The sequence below is a fragment of the Streptomyces tyrfis genome, from assembly GCF_037034285.1.
Lineage (GTDB): Bacteria > Actinomycetota > Actinomycetes > Streptomycetales > Streptomycetaceae > Streptomyces.
The window spans coordinates 111453-127812 of the sequence record NZ_JBAGJZ010000014.1 but is presented as its reverse complement, the minus strand read 5'-3'; the positions used below and the strand labels follow the sequence as shown (position 1 = coordinate 127812).

11 protein-coding genes and 2 tRNA genes are annotated in these 16360 nt (G+C 73.8%); 9 read left to right on the top strand and 4 right to left on the bottom strand.

Going from position 1 to position 16360, the window contains the following annotated elements; all coding sequences use genetic code 11:
* Nucleotides 1-180: 180 nt before the first annotated feature.
* Nucleotides 181-648, top strand: a complete 468-nt coding sequence (locus tag WA762_RS13600) for a TIGR02611 family protein (protein WP_443080578.1) — start codon at nucleotides 181-183, stop codon at nucleotides 646-648.
* A 53-nt stretch (nucleotides 649-701) separates the two neighbouring features.
* Nucleotides 702-773: transfer RNA gene (locus WA762_RS13595), tRNA-Val, on the top strand.
* Nucleotides 774-1276: 503 nt separating this feature from the next.
* Here WA762_RS13595 and WA762_RS13590 read toward each other — a convergent pair.
* Nucleotides 1277-3784 carry an SCO7613 C-terminal domain-containing membrane protein gene (locus WA762_RS13590; RefSeq protein WP_335935825.1) on the bottom strand — a complete coding sequence of 836 codons (2508 nt, stop codon included), beginning with the start codon at nucleotides 3782-3784 and terminating at the stop codon, nucleotides 1277-1279.
* Between the two features lie 83 nt (nucleotides 3785-3867).
* Here WA762_RS13590 and WA762_RS13585 point away from each other — a divergent pair, with 83 nt between their 5' ends.
* A complete protein-coding gene (locus WA762_RS13585; protein ID WP_335935824.1) occupies nucleotides 3868-4314 on the top strand; it encodes an SRPBCC family protein in 447 nt (148 codons plus the stop codon).
* A gap of 39 nt (nucleotides 4315-4353) precedes the next feature.
* Nucleotides 4354-4425: transfer RNA gene (locus WA762_RS13580), tRNA-Val, on the top strand.
* A gap of 126 nt (nucleotides 4426-4551) precedes the next feature.
* On the opposite strand, the gene WA762_RS13575 is transcribed toward WA762_RS13580, so the two are convergent.
* Nucleotides 4552-5277, bottom strand: coding sequence for a 3'-5' exonuclease (locus tag WA762_RS13575; RefSeq protein WP_335935823.1), 726 nt, complete (start codon nucleotides 5275-5277; stop codon nucleotides 4552-4554).
* 623 nt (nucleotides 5278-5900) lie between these two features.
* Here WA762_RS13575 and thrS point away from each other — a divergent pair.
* On the top strand, nucleotides 5901-7886 hold the full coding sequence (gene thrS / locus WA762_RS13570) for a threonine--tRNA ligase (RefSeq protein ID WP_335935821.1): 1986 nt from the start codon (nucleotides 5901-5903) through the stop codon (nucleotides 7884-7886).
* A gap of 313 nt (nucleotides 7887-8199) precedes the next feature.
* Complete coding sequence (locus tag WA762_RS13565) at nucleotides 8200-8760, top strand: HIT family protein (RefSeq protein WP_335935820.1); 561 nt, start codon at nucleotides 8200-8202, stop codon at nucleotides 8758-8760.
* Between the two features lie 287 nt (nucleotides 8761-9047).
* Here the strand turns inward: WA762_RS13565 and WA762_RS13560 are convergent, their stop codons facing one another.
* Entirely contained in the window at nucleotides 9048-10718 is a 1671-nt protein-coding gene (locus tag WA762_RS13560; protein WP_335935818.1) for a hypothetical protein, read from the bottom strand.
* A 158-nt stretch (nucleotides 10719-10876) separates the two neighbouring features.
* The gene (locus WA762_RS13555; protein WP_335935816.1) at nucleotides 10877-13102 is read right to left on the bottom strand and encodes an elongation factor G-like protein EF-G2; all 2226 of its coding nucleotides are present in this window, start codon (nucleotides 13100-13102) and stop codon (nucleotides 10877-10879) included.
* 375 nt (nucleotides 13103-13477) lie between these two features.
* Here WA762_RS13555 and pgsA point away from each other — a divergent pair, with 375 nt between their 5' ends.
* From pgsA to WA762_RS13540, 3 genes are read left to right on the top strand one after another with little or no spacing between them, the layout of a single operon-like run.
* A complete protein-coding gene (pgsA, locus tag WA762_RS13550) occupies nucleotides 13478-14143 on the top strand; it encodes a phosphatidylinositol phosphate synthase (RefSeq protein WP_335935919.1) in 666 nt (221 codons plus the stop codon).
* Nucleotides 14140-15102 (top strand): phosphatidylinositol mannoside acyltransferase, encoded by a 963-nt coding sequence (locus WA762_RS13545; RefSeq protein WP_335935814.1) that lies wholly within the window; start codon nucleotides 14140-14142, stop codon nucleotides 15100-15102. The genes pgsA and WA762_RS13545 overlap by 4 nt, the downstream gene beginning before the upstream one ends.
* The gene (locus WA762_RS13540) at nucleotides 15099-16304 is read left to right on the top strand and encodes a glycosyltransferase family 4 protein (protein WP_335935812.1); all 1206 of its coding nucleotides are present in this window, start codon (nucleotides 15099-15101) and stop codon (nucleotides 16302-16304) included. Before WA762_RS13545 ends, WA762_RS13540 begins: the two co-directional genes overlap by 4 nt.
* Nucleotides 16305-16360 lie beyond the last annotated feature (56 nt).

Below are 16360 nucleotides of genomic sequence, written 5' to 3'. Positions count from 1 at the left end.
GCCTTTCGCTCAGTGTGCGCTCGGGGATTCGCACGTCGGCGAAATCGACATGCCACCTACGGTGGCGTTGTAAACCCCTCTGACCTTTTTGTGTTCCTTCGGGTACCTCGGACGGCGGTGTGTGACTTCCGGTAATGCGGCCATTCCGGTGATGAGCGCCGTTCCGGTAGGTTGGCCGCCATGAATGCGGGGAGTGACGAGCGCGACGGTGGCGTCGCGCCGACGGGGTCCATGCCGGCCGCGGGAGACGCGGCCGGGGGCGCGCCGGCGGAGGATCGGGAGCTCGGCTCGCGCGCGCCCGGCTTCATCAAGGCGTCCAGGGCGCTGCACCTGAGCTGGCAGGTCGGCGTCTTCGTGGTCGGTCTCGCGGTGGTCGTGGCCGGGATCATCATGCTGCCGCTGCCGGGCCCCGGCTGGCTGGTGATCTTCGCCGGCATGGCGATCTGGGCGACCGAGTTCGTCTGGGCGCAGCTCGTGCTGCGCTGGACCCGGCGGAAGGTCACCGAGGCCGCCCAGCGGGCCCTCGATCCCAAGGTCCGGCGGCGCAACGTCATCCTGACCGTGGTCGGCCTGGTCATCGTCGTCGTGCTGGTGGGGATCTACGTCTGGAAGTTCGGCGTCACCGTGCCGTGGCGCGTCCGCGAGTGAACCGGGGTGGTCATGAGGGGCCGCTGACATGGGGTAATGTTTGGTCTGCGCCCGGGCGATTAGCTCAGTGGGAGAGCGCTTCGTTCACACCGAAGAGGTCACTGGTTCGAACCCAGTATCGCCCACCCCGGACGGAGGGGCCCATGAGACATCAGAGTCTCATGGGCCCCTCCGCGTCGTGACGGAAGACCGGTCGCGAAGCCGCCGGTGATCCTCGGGCGCGGACGCGGAGCGAGTGCGCGGCCGTCGCCGTGTGTGACGGAGGAATCCGCCGCGGAGATTCCCCGGGAATGCGGATTCCCGTCGTCGGCCGGGCCGGCGGGCATGGCGGGCACGCGCAATTCCGTGCTGTCGTGCTTCCGGACGACGCGCCCGATCGGGTGAAATTCACGAAAGGGCCCCGTGCGGTTCGCGCGGAACGGCAGTTCCACGACGCGCTTCCCGAACTCCGCCGCATTTCCCGTCCGGTGCGGCGGAAATCGCCGAATCGAGCCCGTTCCGGGGGCAGTTCGGGACGGCGCCGTATCCGCGTCCTTATTCCGGGACGCGGATACGGGGGAACGGGCGGGGCGGCACGCGGTCGGCCCGAGGCCCGTGCGGGCTCCCGGACCGGCCGTACGACGGACCGTCAGCGCATCCGGCCCAGCGCCTCCTTGAGCCGTCGCGCGTCGCGCAGCCGCTGCTCGTACGTGGCGCCGACCGCCAGCAGCAGCACCCCGGCCAGCGCCAGCGGCAGCCAGCGCGGCAGCGCGCCGACCACCTGGACCACATACGGCGCGAGCTCGTGCAGGGCGTCCAGCGCCAGCACCGCGCCCCCGAGCAGCAGCGGCGCCCGCAGCCGGAACCGCGCGCCCGCCAGGGTGATCGCCAGCGCCGCCAGGCCCAGCAGCAGCGGCCTGAACCAGTGCGGATCGGACCAGGCCGCGAAAAGGCTCGGCGCCAGCGTGACCGTGAGCCCCGCTCCGTACGCCGTCCACGACGACGCCTCCGGGTCGCGGCGGCGGCGCAGCACGCCGACCGCCAGCGCGGGCGCCGTCACCGGCAGGGTGTACGCCTCGGGGGCCCAGACCCCGGAGGCCGACAGCCTCAGCCAGGCCGCCAGGACGAACAGGCCCGTCGCCAGGTACCCGGCGGCCGGCCGCCGCTCGGGCCGCAGGGCCGTGCCCGCCGCCAGCACCCCGCACAGCGCCAGCACCAGCGCCAGGGTCGCCCGGTCCGGCGCGGCCAGGCCCACCGCCACCACCGCTGCCAGGGCCCCGGCCGACTCCAGCGCGGCGGCCGGCGGGCGGCCCCGCAGCCGGGCGGCCAGCAGCACCGTCGCCGTCGGCACGACGAGCACGACCGGCGCCGCCCGGTGCCCGGTGAGCCCCAGCGAGGCCCCGGCCGAGAGGGCCAGCGCCGTCGCGCACACCACCGCGCCGCACGCCGTCACCGCCTGGGCGACCCGTACCGCCTCCCGCATCCGGCCCGGCCGGTCCTCCGCCGCCGCGTCGTCGAGCACCACCGCGACCGCCCCGAGCACCACCAGCAGCGACCCGAACACCGCGTACGTCGCCGCCTCCGCGGCGAGCGCCCGCAGCCCGGCGTCCAGCGCGGCGGCCAGCGCGCACCCCAGCGCGATCGGCCCCACCGCGTCGGTCCCCCGGCGCAGGGCGCGCGCCGCCACCGCCGCCAGCGCGGCGACCAGCGACAGCCGCAGCGACAGACCGGCCGCGTACGGAAGACCCAGCACCGCGGGCGTCAGCGTGAACCCGGCCCAGCCGAGCGCCACCGCGGCGGCCCCCGCCGCGCCCCGCCACGCCGGTCCCGGCGCCTCTGTCGCGCCGGCCGCCCGCACCGCCCACGCCCACCACCGGCGCACCGCCCCCGACAGGGCGGCCACCAGCAACAGCACCACCGGGGCCGAGGCCGTCCGGGCCCACCCCGGGACCGTGCCGTCCGGCGATCCCGACCACACCCCGGCCGCGTGCGACACCGCGTCCGTCAGCGACAGGCACACCGGCGGCAGCGAGACCAGCACCGCCCCCGCCGCCACCGTCGAGGCGGCCCCCAGCACCCCCTGCCCGACCCGGCGCGGCAGCGGGGCCCGCATCGCCACCGCCGCCGAGGCCAGTCCGCACAGCAGATACACGAGCACCGACCACTCCAAGGGCACCCCGGTCCGCAGCACGCCGCCCACCGCGGCCACCGCGCACCAGCCGGCCACCACGCCGCCGACGACCGCGAACCCGCCCGGCGCGCGCCACGCCCCCGCCACCGCGAGCGCCGCCCCCGCGCACAGCAGCGCCGCCGGAGCCGAGGCGGCCCCCGCCGTCCCGGCGGACACCGACTGCGCCAGAGCCGTCAGCAGGGCCATCGAGCCCGTCACCCCGCACGCCAGGCAGGCCGTCACCCGTACCCCGAGGCCCTTGCCGCGCAACGCGATCGCGCCGTCCACCGCCGCCGTGACCAGCAGCGCCCAGCCGTACCCGGTGGCACCGGACCCCGCCGACCACGCCCACAGCGGCAGCGGCAGCTGCGCGCTCACCACCGCCAGGGGCAGCGGCAGCCGCAGACGGCCGAGCAGCAGACCGTAACCGGCCCAGAGCGCGGCCAGCGCCGCCGAGGCCACCGCGGTGTAACCGGGACCCCCGGTGTCCGGCAGCGCCACCCGGTGTAGCGCGTACGCGTCCAGCACCATCAGCACCGACGCCAGGGCGCCGACCGACTCCGCCGTCGCGGGCAGACCGCGCCGCAGCAGCAGGGCGGGCGCGCCCAGCGCCGCGACCGTCACCACGGCGAGCACCGCCGAACGGCCGGCGATGCCCATCTCGCCCCAACTGACCAGGGTGAACGCGATCGCCGCGATCGTCAGCAGCAGTCCGCCCAGGGTGAGCAGCACGTTCTGCGCGCCGCGCGGGCCGGCCGGTGCGACGGGAGCGCCGGCCGGAGCCATGGGCGGGACCGGCGGCCCGAACGGGGCGGCGCCCGGCGGCACGGCCGGCGCGGGCGGCACACCGGGGCGGGCGACCGGCTGCGACAGCACGCCCAACAGCCAGGCGCGGCGGGCCAGCAGCTGGGACCGGCGGGCGTCCAGCCGGGCCAGCTCGTGATCGAGGAGCGCCAATTCCTCGGCGGGTGGCGGCACATGTTCCATGAACGGGAGTGTGGTCGCGACGGCTGCCTCGTACATGCGTGCGCGTACTCAGTTCGCGGGGTGAGTACGCGCAGACTGGGGGCATGGACTGGAACCACTACCGATTCCTGAGCGTCTGGGACCTTCCGGGCCCGCCCGCCGCCGTGTACGGGATCCTCGAACGGGCCGACGACTACCCGTGCTGGTGGCGGCAGGTCCGCGAGGTCACCCGGCTCGACTCCGCCACCGCCGCCACCCGTATCCGCTCGGTCCTCCCGTACGACCTCGTCGTCACGATGCGCGAGCACCGCCGCGATCCCCGGGCCGGGGTCCTGGAGGCGGTCCTCGGCGGCGACCTCGACGGCTGGGCCCGGTGGACCGTGACGGCGCGCGGCACGGGCAGCAGGGTCGTCTACGAGCAGGAGGTGGAGGTGCGCAGGCGGCTGATGCGGGCGCTCGCGGTGCCCGGACGCGCGGTGTTCCGGGCCAACCACGCCCTGATGATGCGCGCCGGGCGCCGGGGCCTCGCGGCCCGGCTGGAAGCGGTTTGAAACGGGGCCGCCGGGCCGTGTAGGGTTCAACCCGTTCCCGGGCGATTAGCTCAGTGGGAGAGCGCTTCGTTCACACCGAAGAGGTCACTGGTTCGAACCCAGTATCGCCCACCGGGAGAGGCCGGTCCGTCAGACCCATCCGACGGACCGGCTTTCGCGTTCCTTGGACGTGCCGCGGCGCGCGTCCACCGCGGGAGCGTCACGGGCGTGTCCACCGCGCCGGTCACGTCGCGCCGGTCACGCCGCGGCGGGCAGCGCCGGACGCAGCGGCCATGCGGGGTCCACCGCCTCAGCCGTGCCGTTCTTCGCGAACCAGGCCTGGAGGCCGCGCGCCTGTGCCGCGTGCCACACCGCCTGCAGGGTGTGCAGTTCGGGCGGCGTCAGCCGTTCCAGGCGGGACGAGAAGCGCCGTCCCACCGCCCGTACCAGCTCCAGCGAGGCCGTCGCGTCGGCGACGGCGTCGTGCGCGTCGTCCAGCCCCACCCCGTACAGCGCGCAGAGGTCGGAGAGGGTCCGCCGCCCCTTGCGGTAGCGGTCCAGGTGCTTGTCGAGCACGCGCGGATCCAGCACGCACAGCGAGACGTTCTCCAGCCGGCCGCTGAGCGAGGACGCCCGGTGCCTTCGCAACTCCCGGTCCAGCAGCGTCAGATCGAACGGCGCGTTCATCACGACGAGCGGCCGTCCGGCCGCGCACTGCTCGGCCAGCGCACGGGCCAGCTCCTCCATCACCGGCGCCGGCCAGCGGCCGTTGCGCCGGAGGTGATCGTCCGTCAGGCCGTGGATGCCGGTCGCGGCGGGCGGCACCGGGATCCCCGGGTTCACCAGCCACCGGGTGACATGCACCCGGCCGCCCGCCATGTCCTGGACGACCAGGGCGGCCGAGACGATCCGGTCCTCCTCGACGTCCACTCCTGTGGTCTCGGTGTCGAAAGCGGCCAGTGGTCCCTCGTACCAGTGAGTCATCTGCGAACTCCTCACGCCCGTACGGAAGATGGCGTTCCCCGCACGGTCCCGTGATACCCGCGCCCCAGGCCCGGTACGCCGTGTTCGCGAGTGGTCGCGGTGTCGCAACGACCTTCGCCCGTACGGGAGTTGTCCGCACGCTCGCCGAAGGGCCGGCCGGCGCGGCCCGGAGCGCGCCGGTGGTCGCGGGTCTCGCGGGGGCGTCGGCCTCGTGGGGACGGGGCTCTCGGAGAACGGGGCGGCCCGGTCCGGCGGCGTCGTCCTGCGCCGGACTCCCGTGTCCCGTATCCCGTGTCCCGGGGAGGGGCGGGGGAGGGCCGGGAGGCCGCCACTGCAAGTCGTCCCGCGGTCGCTCTCCGTCGAAGCGCCCGCCGTGCGGGCGCGGCCCGGCCAGGCACGAGGCCCGCCCCCGCGTACGGCCCGGGCGAGGCGCGCGGGGACGGCCTGGCGAGGCGCGCGGGGACGGCCGACGGGGGCGGTCGCGGGGCCGGGAGGGGCGTCGGCGGGGGAGCGGGCCGGGGGCGCGGCCAAACGATTTCGCGGAGGGGCCCCGCGGCTCGGTACGATTCGTATCGCACGCGCATACACGAGAGCGTGCGTACCCCCTGAGTCAGGAGAGACCGGTGTCAGACGTCCGTGTGATCATCCAACGCGATTCCGAGCGGGAAGAGCGCGTGGTGACGACGGGCACTACGGCGGCCGAGCTCTTCCCCGGCGAGCGCACCGTCGTCGCGGCCCGGGTCGCCGGCGAGCTGAAGGACCTCGCGTACGCCGTCGCCGACGGCGAGGTCGTCGAGCCCGTCGAGATCTCCTCCGAGGACGGCCTGAACATCCTGCGGCACTCGACCGCGCACGTCATGGCGCAGGCCGTGCAGCAGCTCTTCCCCGAGGCCAAGCTGGGCATCGGTCCGCCGGTCAAGGACGGCTTCTACTACGACTTCGACGTCGAGAAGCCGTTCACCCCCGAGGACCTCAAGGCCATCGAGAAGAAGATGCAGGAGATCCAGAAGCGGGGGCAGCGGTTCTCCCGCCGCGTCGTGACGGACGAGGCGGCCCGCGAGGAGCTGGCCGACGAGCCGTACAAGCTGGAGCTCATCGGCATCAAGGGCGCCGGCTCCGTGGAGACCGCGGGCGACGGGGCGGACGTCGAGGTGGGCGGCGGCGAGCTGACCATCTACGACAACCTCGACCCGAAGTCCGGCGAGCTGTGCTGGAAGGACCTCTGCCGCGGTCCGCACCTGCCGACCACCCGGTTCATCCCGGCGTTCAAGCTGATGCGGAACGCCGCGGCGTACTGGCGGGGCAGCGAGAAGAACCCCATGCTCCAGCGCATCTACGGCACCGCCTGGCCCACCAAGGAGGAGCTGAAGGCGCACCTGGAGTTCCTGGAGGAGGCCGCCAAGCGCGACCACCGCAAGCTCGGCAACGAGCTGGACCTCTTCTCCTTCCCGGACGAGATCGGCCCCGGCCTCGCGGTCTTCCATCCCAAGGGCGGCGTCGTCCGCCGCGCCATGGAGGACTACTCCCGGCGGCGTCACGAGGAGGAGGGCTACGAGTTCGTCTACTCCCCGCACGCCACCAAGGGCAAGCTCTTCGAGAAGTCCGGCCACCTGGACTGGTACGCCGACGGCATGTACCCGCCCATGCAGCTCGACGACGGGGTGGACTACTACCTCAAGCCGATGAACTGCCCGATGCACAACCTGATCTTCGACGCGCGGGGGCGCTCGTACCGCGAACTGCCGCTCCGCCTGTTCGAGTTCGGCACGGTGTACCGGTACGAGAAGTCCGGCGTGGTGCACGGTCTGACCCGCTCGCGCGGCTTCACCCAGGACGACGCGCACATCTACTGCACCAAGGAGCAGATGGCGGAGGAGCTCGACCGCACGCTCACCTTCGTGCTCAACCTGCTGCGCGACTACGGTCTGACCGACTTCTACCTGGAGCTGTCCACCAAGGACCCGGAGAAGTTCGTCGGCTCCGACGAGGTGTGGGAGGAGGCCACGGAGACGCTGCGCCAGGTCGCCGAGAAGCAGGGGCTGCCGCTGGTCCCGGACCCGGGCGGCGCCGCGTTCTACGGCCCGAAGATCTCCGTGCAGGCACGGGACGCGATCGGCCGCACCTGGCAGATGTCGACCGTCCAGCTCGACTTCAACCTGCCGGAGCGCTTCAACCTGGAGTACACCGGCCCGGACGGCTCCAAGCAGCGTCCGGTCATGATCCACCGGGCCCTGTTCGGCTCCATCGAGCGCTTCTTCGCGGTGCTCCTGGAGCACTACGCGGGCGCGTTCCCGGTGTGGCTGGCACCGGTCCAGGCGGTCGGCATCCCGATCGGCGACGCCCACGTCCCGTACCTCCAGGAGTTCGCGGCCCAGGCGCGGAAGCGGGGCCTGCGGATCGAGGTGGACGCCTCGTCGGACCGGATGCAGAAGAAGATCCGCAACGCCCAGAAGGCGAAGACGCCGTTCATGATCATTGTCGGTGACGAGGACATGAACGCCGGCACGGTGTCGTTCCGGTACCGCGACGGCTCGCAGGAGAACGGCATCGCCCGGGACGAGGCGATCGCCAAGCTCGTCGACGTGGTGGAGCGGCGCGCACAGGTGTGACGCCCCGAGGGCGGGGGACCGGGCCCGGAGCGGCCGGTCGGCACGGACGGTGCCCGGAACCCCGCCGAGGGGACGACGGCGCCCGGAGGGCCCAGCGCGGGCTCCCTCCGGGCGCCGCTGCGCGTCCGGGGCGCGCGCCGGGGTGCGGGGTTGCGCTCCAGGGCGCGGTCGCGGCCGCGTGGTCGGGGTCGTGCGCGGGCGTGGGGTCGTGCGCGGGTGCGCGGCCGGGCCATGCGGCCGGAGGGCCGCCCTCCCGGGACGGGGCGGGAGGCGGGTGCGGCCCCGGCGGCACCCCGTCCCGGAGCGAAGCAATATGCTGATCGGCATGACGAGTGAGCCGGAGCAGCAGATCGGAGTGGGGACGCCCGACGCCTTTCAGCGCCTGTGGACGCCCCACCGGATGGCCTACATCCAGGGCGAGAACAAGCCGACCGGTTCGGAGGCCGGTGACGGCTGTCCGTTCTGTGCGATCCCGTCGAAGTCGGACGAGGACGGGCTGGTCGTCGCGCGCGGCGAGAGCGTCTACGCCGTGCTGAACCTGTACCCGTACAACGGCGGGCACCTGATGGTGGTGCCGTACCGGCACGTCGCCGACTACACGGAGCTGGACGGCCCGGAGACCATGGAGCTGGCCGACTTCACCAAGCGGGCGATGGTCGCCCTGCGGGCGGCTTCCGGGGCGCACGGATTCAACATCGGGCTCAACCAGGGGGCCTCGGCGGGGGCCGGCATCGCCGCGCATCTGCACCAGCACCTGGTGCCGCGCTGGGGCGGCGACACCAACTTCATGCCGGTGATCGGACACACGAAGGTGCTGCCGCAGCTGCTCGCCGACACCCGCGCGATGCTGGCCGCCGTCTGGCCGGTGGACTGACCCGGCCGCCGGGCCCGGCCGGACCGGCCCGGTCGTCGCGGCGAGCGGCCGCCGGGGCGGCGCCGCCCCGGAGCGCACCGAGGCCGCCCCGTGCGCCGTCTCCGGCGGGGGCGGCCTTCGCCGCGCCCGGGGCGTGAGGCACCCGGGACGCCCTTCCACGCACCCGGGACGCCCTTCCACCGCACCCGGGGCTCTCGTCCACGCATCCGGGGCCTCTTCGGCGTCCAAGAGCGTCCCCGCGGCCATGACCCTTCCCGGGCCGCCTCGGAGCGCCCCCGGCCCCGGGCCTACGCGTCGTACAGGTCGGCCTTGCGCGGGGCCGGGTCCTGGATCAGGCCGCTGAGCACCATCGAACGGTTGTCGAAGCGCTCGGTGTTGACGCCGTTCTCCTCCAGCACGCGCAGGGCCGCGCTGTGCACGGCCCGCAGCACCGGGGTGGCCGCGCGCATCGCGTCGTCCGCCATGAAGCGGTGCCGCCACGGCTTCTCCGCCCACGCGTGCCGCAGCCCGAACGGCTCGGGCAGGGCGATCTTGCCGCCGAGGTAGTCCAGCAGCGGCGGATACCAGGTCAGCGGGGCGCGCAGGGCGAGGCGGACGACCTCCGAGGACTCGACCAGCGGGAGGGTGATGTCGCGCGTCTCCCAGAACCGGACCGTCTTGTTGACCGTCTTCGTCTTCGCCGAGGGCTTGCTGGTGAAGAGCGAATGGACCGGGCCGAGCGCGTGACCGGTGACCTCGATGCGCAGCGTCTCGTAGAGCACCGTGACCGTGATCATCATGGTGATGACCAACTGGCCGTCCCAGAGGATGAACTGCACCCCCAGATAGTGCCGGTCGCCGCCGCCGAACTGCTGGTGGTTGCAGATCCGCTGTATCTCGTGCGGCTTGACCTGGAAGGTGGCCACGTCCTCGCCATCGGGGCGGGACACCGAGTCGGCGTTCTCCCCGACGGGCGACACGATCCAGTGCGTGACCGACGGCTTGGGGAAGCCCCCGGTGTTCAGCGGACCGCGCTCCAACAGCTTGAGCTGGTCGTGGATGGCCCGGATCAGGTCCCAGCTCCGGAACCGGTGGAACTCCTTGTCGGGGTCCTTGGAGACCAGTTCCTCCGCGAGCTGCCAGCTGCCCCACCGGGTACCCATGCCGAGGATCCCCTTGGGCCCCGCGTAGAAGACCGAGTTGGACTGCTGCTCGGCGGAGAGCTTCTCCAGGTTCTGGCGGAGCGTCTCGCGGGAGGTCTCGCTGGGGTTCTTCGGCGCGGCCTCCGGGATCTTGGCGATGACGCCGCCGCCGGACAACAGCCCCGTCCAGCGGTCGCGCAGGTCCTTGGCGGAGGACTCCGCGATCCGCTTGGCGATGAACCAGCCGACGACCGGAGCGATGATCATCGCCCGCGCGTACAGCGCCAGGAAGCCGGTGAGCGGGAGCTTGACCAGGAGGATCAGGGCCACGATCCCGATGATCGGCAGCAGCGCGTTGCCCACGGCGGCGAGCGCCTTGTCCTTCGTCCTCCCGAGCCCGTCACGCAACCGGAAGGCGATGATCCACAGCAGCATCCCGGGCAGGAAGAGAATGCCGAACAGACCGGTGACGGCGGTCAGCTTGATGTCGCGGGCCCGGCGCAGCCGACTGGCCGACAGGCAGTGCTCGACGACCGTCCGCGGATCGGCGCCGAAGGACTGGATGAGCGCCTTGCGGGCACCGCCCAGCGTGCGTTCCTGCACCGCGCGGGAGAACGCCTCGCCGAGGTCCGGCTTGAAGTAGTCCGACTTGAAGAACTTCGAACGCCCCGCCTTCACCTCCGACTTGTGCCACTCGCTGTTGGCGTCGAGGATCTTCTCCACCGGGCTGTCGCGGTACGCCGCGGAGGCGAGGGCGTTCGTCGCCACCGCCGCTCCGCCCGAGCCCTGGATCGGGATCTGTGCTCCGGGAGAGAAATCGAATCCGTCGTTGGCCACCGTAGCCCCCACTCACCGCCGAGGAACCGCTCCTGCGGCTGTTTCCCAACTGCCGTGCCCCGCACACCTTCTGAGCTGGGACCACAGAGTAACGTCCGGATCGCCGCGCCGTCCGCCCCTGTGGACAAACGGCGGGCGAAGGACGCCGGCAGGGGTGATTACACGCCAACGGGGCTGGTTTCCTGCTGTTGTCGGATGCGTTCCGCGAGCTGCGGGGGCATGGGCTCGTGCCGGGCGTACGCCCGCTCGAACCGGCCCGCGCCGTGGGAGAGGGAGCGCAGATCGACGGCGTACCGTCCGATCTCCAGCTCCGGGACCTCGGCCCGTACGAGGGTGCGTCCGGGGCCGGCCTGCTCGGTGCCGACCACCCGGCCGCGCCGCCCGGACAGGTCGCTCATCACCGGGCCCACGTACTCGTCCGGCACCAGGACCCGGACCTCGGCGACCGGTTCGAGGAACCGGACGCGGGCGGCCGCGGCCGCCTCGCGCAGGGCCAGCGCACCCGCGGTCTGGAACGCGGCGTCGGAGGAATCCACCGAGTGGGACTTCCCGTCCCGCAGCGTGACCCGCACGTCGACCAGCGGATACCCGGCCGCCACTCCGCGGGCGGCCTGGGCGCGCACCCCCTTCTCCACGGACTGGATGAACTGGCGCGGCACCGCCCCGCCCACGATCTCGTCGACGAACTCGACGCCCGACCCGGGAGGCAGCGGCTCCACGTCGATCTCGCAGATCGCGTACTGACCGTGGCCGCCGGACTGCTTCACGTGCCGGCCGCGCCCGCCGGCCGGCGCCGCGAAGGTCTCGCGCAGCGCCACCTGGTGCGGCACGACGTCGACCCGGACCCCGTAGTGGCTGCGCAGCCGGTCCAGGGCCACGTCCTGATGGGCCTCGCCGAGACACCACAAGACCAGCTGACCGGTGTCCTGGTTCTGCTCCAGCCGGATGGTCGGATCCTCGGCGACGAGCCGGGCCAGCCCCTGGGAGAGCCGGTCCTCGTCCGCCTTGCCGTGCGCCTCGATGGCCAGCGGCAGCAGCGGGTCCGGCGCGGTCCAGGGGTCCATCAGCAGGGGCGCGTCGCCGCCGGAGAGGGTGTCTCCGGTCTCGGCGTCGCCCAGCTTGGCGACGCAGGCCAGATCGCCGGCGGCGCACGCGGTGAGCGGGCGCTGCTGCCCGCCGAAGGGCGAGGAGAGCGCGCCGACCCGCACCTCGGACTCGTGGCAGGGGCGGACCTCGTCGCGCGGGTCGGTGAGGCCGTGACCGAAGACGTGGACGGTGTCGTCGGGGCGCAGGGTGCCGGAGAAGACGCGTACCAGCGACATCCGGCCGACGTACGGGTCGGAGGCCGTCTTGACCACCTCGGCGAGGAGGGGGCCGGCCGGGTCGCAGTTCAGGACCGGCAGCGCGGTGCCGTGCAGCGGGGCGACGTCGGGCAGCGGGCGTTCCGGCGGGGCCGGGAGCCCCCCGGTGATCAGGTCCAGGAGTTCGACCGTGCCCACGCCCTGGCGGGCGCCCTCGGCGGCGGGGGCCGCGGCGAGCACGGGGTGGAAGGCGCCGCGCGCGACGGCGCGCTCCAGGTCCTTCAGGAGTGTGTCCGTGTCGAGGTCGGCGCCGGCCAGATAGCGGTCCATCAGGGTCTCGTCCTCGCTCTCCGCGATGATGCCCTCGATGAGCCGGTCGCGGGCCTCCCGGAGCGCGGCCCGGGCGTTCTCGTCGGGCGGCCCGACCCGGCGCTCGCCCGAGGAGTAGTCGAGGACGCGCCGGCTCAGGAGCCCGGTGAGTCCGGTGAGCGGGGCGTGCCCGTCGGGGCCCGCGGGGCCGTGGACCGGAAGGTAGAGCGGGAGCACGGCGTCCGGATCGTCGCCGCCGAAGATCTCGCCGCAGACCCGCGTCATCTCGTCGAACGAGGTGCGGGCCGTGTCCAGGTGGGTGACGACGATGGCGCGCGGCATGCCGACCGCCGCGCACTCGTCCCACGCGGCCCGGGCGGTGGCGGCCACGGCGTCGGCCTCCTGCGCGGCCGACACGACGAACAGGGCCCCGTCCGCCGCCCGCAGACCGGCCCTGAGCTCCCCGACGAAGTCGGCGTACCCGGGGGCGTCCAGCAGGTTGATCCGGTACCCGCCCCAGTCGACGGGGACCAGCGAGAGCTGCACGGAACGCTGCCGCCGGTGCTCGATCTCGTCGTAGTCGGAGACGGTCGCGCCGTCCTCGACCCGGCCCGGCCGGTTGACCGCGCCCGCCGTCTGCGCCAGGGCCTCGACGAGGGTGGTCTTGCCGGAGCCGCTGTGGCCGGCCAGCACCACGTTGCGGAGGGACGAGGGCCGGTCGGCCGTCGTCACCCCGCCCGCGGCCCCGGCGTGTGCGTGTGTCCTGTCGCCCATGATGGCCTGCCTCCCGGATCGATGACGCGGAGCGGGGGTGGGGAACCGGCGCCCTCTTCGGAGGAGCGGGACGCGGATCCGGCGCGTTCCCCCGGGAGCGGGGGCGTCCTCCGGGGCCGGGACGCCGCGGGGAGGGCCCTCGGCCGAGGGGGACGCGGGGGAGCGGGAAGGGCGCACCGGGCCCCCGTGGAGACGACGCGGCGGCCGCCGCGACGCCCGCGGTAATTCGAGCTTTCCACTCGCGCCGGGCCGCGTCCATCCGTCACATGCCCGGCGCGCGGCCGGGTGCCCGGAGGCCGACCTCCGCCCGGCGTGACTACGATGGGCCAGCCGGTGGCCGAAGGGGCCGCCCGGCCACAGACCCTCGGGAAGGCCATGCTGAACAAGTACGCGCGTGCCTTTTTCACGCGTGTCCTCACACCGTTCGCCGCACTGCTGCTCCGTCTCGGCGTGAGCCCTGACGCGGTCACCCTGATCGGGACGGCAGGGGTGGTGGCAGGTGCGCTGGTCTTCTTCCCGATGGGGGAGTTCTTCTGGGGCACGATCGTCATCACGGTCTTCGTCTTCTCCGACCTCGTCGACGGCAACATGGCCCGGCAGGCCGGCATCTCCAGCCGCTGGGGCGCGTTCCTCGACTCGACGCTCGACCGGGTCGCCGACGGGGCGATCTTCGGCGGATTCGCGCTCTGGTACGCGGGCCGGGGCGACGACAACCTGCTGTGCGCGGTCGCCATCTTCTGCCTGGCCAGCGGCCAGGTGGTCTCGTACACCAAGGCGCGCGGCGAGTCGATCGGGCTGCCGGTCGCGGTCAACGGGCTCGTGGAGCGCGCCGAGAGGCTGGTGATCTCGCTGGTCGCCGCCGGCCTCGCCGGTCTCCACGCGTTCGGCGTCCCCGGCATCCAGATCGTGCTGCCGATCGCGCTGTGGATCGTCGCCGCCGGCAGCCTGGTGACGCTGGTGCAGCGGGTCGTGACCGTGCGCCGCGAGTCCGCCGAGGCGGACGCCGCCGAGGCCGCCCGGGGGAGCGGGGCCGCGCGGTGAGCGAGGCGACGGGCGGTGAACGGACCGGCCTGCGGGACCGGCTGACCGACGGGCTGTACGGGCTCGGCTGGGCCGCGGTCAAGAAGCTGCCGGAACCGGTCGCCCGCGGTCTCTTCCGCACCCTCGCCGATCAGGTCTGGAAGCGGCGGGGCAAGGGCGTGCTGCGGTTGGAGGCGAATCTGGCCCGGGTCGTGCCCGGGGCGTCGTCGGCCCGGCTCGCCGCGCTCTCCCGGGCCGGGATGCGCTCCTACATGCGCTACTGGATGGAGTCGTTCCGGCTGCCCGCCTGGAGTCCGGACCGGATCCGGACCTCCGTCGAGGTCGCCGACGCGCACCGGCTGACCGAGGGACTGGACGCCGGGCGCGGGGTCGTCCTCGCCCTGCCCCACCTGGCGAACTGGGACCTGGCCGGCGCCTGGGTCACCACCGAGCTCAAGGTCCCCTTCACCACGGTCGCGGAGCGGCTGAAGCCGGAGACGCTGTACGACCGGTTCGTCGCCTACCGCGAGGGCCTCGGCATGGAGGTGCTGCCGCACAGCGGCGGCGCCGCCTTCGGCGCCCTGGCCCGGCGGCTGCGCGCGGGCGGCCTGGTCTGCCTGGTCGCCGACCGCGATCTGTCGGCCTCCGGGATCGAGGTGACGTTCTTCGGCGAGACCGCGCGGATGCCCGCGGGACCGGCGCTGCTCGCCCAGCAGACCGGCGCACTGCTGCTGCCGGTGACCCTCCGGTACGACGGCACGCCCGTGATGAAGGCCCGCGTCCATCCGGCCGTCGAGGTCCCCGAGTCGGGCAGCCGCCGGGAGAAGACGTCCTCGATGACCCAGGCGCTGGCCGACGCCTTCGCCGAGGGGATCGCCGAGCACCCGGAGGACTGGCACATGCTGCAACGACTGTGGCCCGCGGATCTGGCGGACCCGGCGGGCTCCGCCGCCGGTGCGGACCGGGAGGGGCGGCCGTGAAGATCGGCATCGTGTGCCCGTACTCCTGGGACGTGCCCGGCGGGGTGCAGTTCCACATCCGGGACCTGGCCGAGCACCTCATCCGCCTCGGCCACCGGGTGTCCGTGCTGGCGCCCGCCGACGACGAGACCCCGCTGCCGCCGTACGTGGTCTCGGCGGGCCGGGCCGTGCCCGTGCCCTACAACGGCTCCGTGGCCCGGCTGAACTTCGGCCTCCTCTCCGCCGCGCGGGTCCGCCGCTGGCTGCACGACGGCACCTTCGACGTCATCCACATCCACGAGCCGACCTCCCCGTCGCTGGGACTGCTCGCCTGCTGGGCCGCGCAGGGGCCGATCGTCGCCACCTTCCACACCTCCAACCCGCGCTCCCGGGCCATGATCGCCGCGTACCCGATCCTGCAGCCCGCGCTGGAGAAGATCAGCGCGCGCATCGCGGTGAGCGAGTACGCCCGCCGGACCCTGGTCGAACACCTCGGCGGCGACGCCGTCGTCATCCCGAACGGCGTCGACGTCGACTTCTTCGCCTCGGCCGAACCCCGGCCCGAATGGCAGTCCGAGCAGGCCCGAAACCCCGTCCAGGACGGCGACGACCGGAGGGGCGGCACCATCGGCTTCATCGGGCGCATCGACGAACCCCGCAAGGGGCTGCCCGTCCTGATGCGCGCGCTGCCCGCTATCCTCGCCGCCCGCCCGGACGCCCGGCTGCTGGTGGCGGGCCGGGGCGACGAGGAGGAGGCCGTCGCCTCGCTGCCCGAGGAGGCGCGCGGGCGGGTGGAGTTCCTCGGCATGGTGAGCGACGAGGACAAGGCACGGCTGCTGCGCAGCGTCGACGTGTACGTCGCCCCCAACACGGGCGGGGAGAGCTTCGGGATCATCCTCGTCGAGGCGATGTCGGCCGGGGCCCCCGTCCTGGCCAGCGATCTGGACGCGTTCGCCCAGGTGCTGGACCAGGGCGCGGCGGGCGAACTCTTCGCCAACGAGGACGCCGACGCGCTCGCGGCGGCCGCGGTCCGGCTGCTCGGCGACCCGCGGCGGCGTGCCGAACTGCGCGAGCGCGGCAGCGCGCACGTGCGGCGGTTCGACTGGTCGACGGTCGGCGCCGACATCCTCGCGGTGTACGAGACGGTGACGGACGGCGCGGCCTCGGTGGCGGCGGACGAACGCACCGGGCTGCGCGCCCGCCTCGGACTGGCGCGGGACTGAAGCGGGCCGGCGGCCGGCGGCCGGGCCCGGCCCGCGCCCCGGACCGCGCGGCCCCG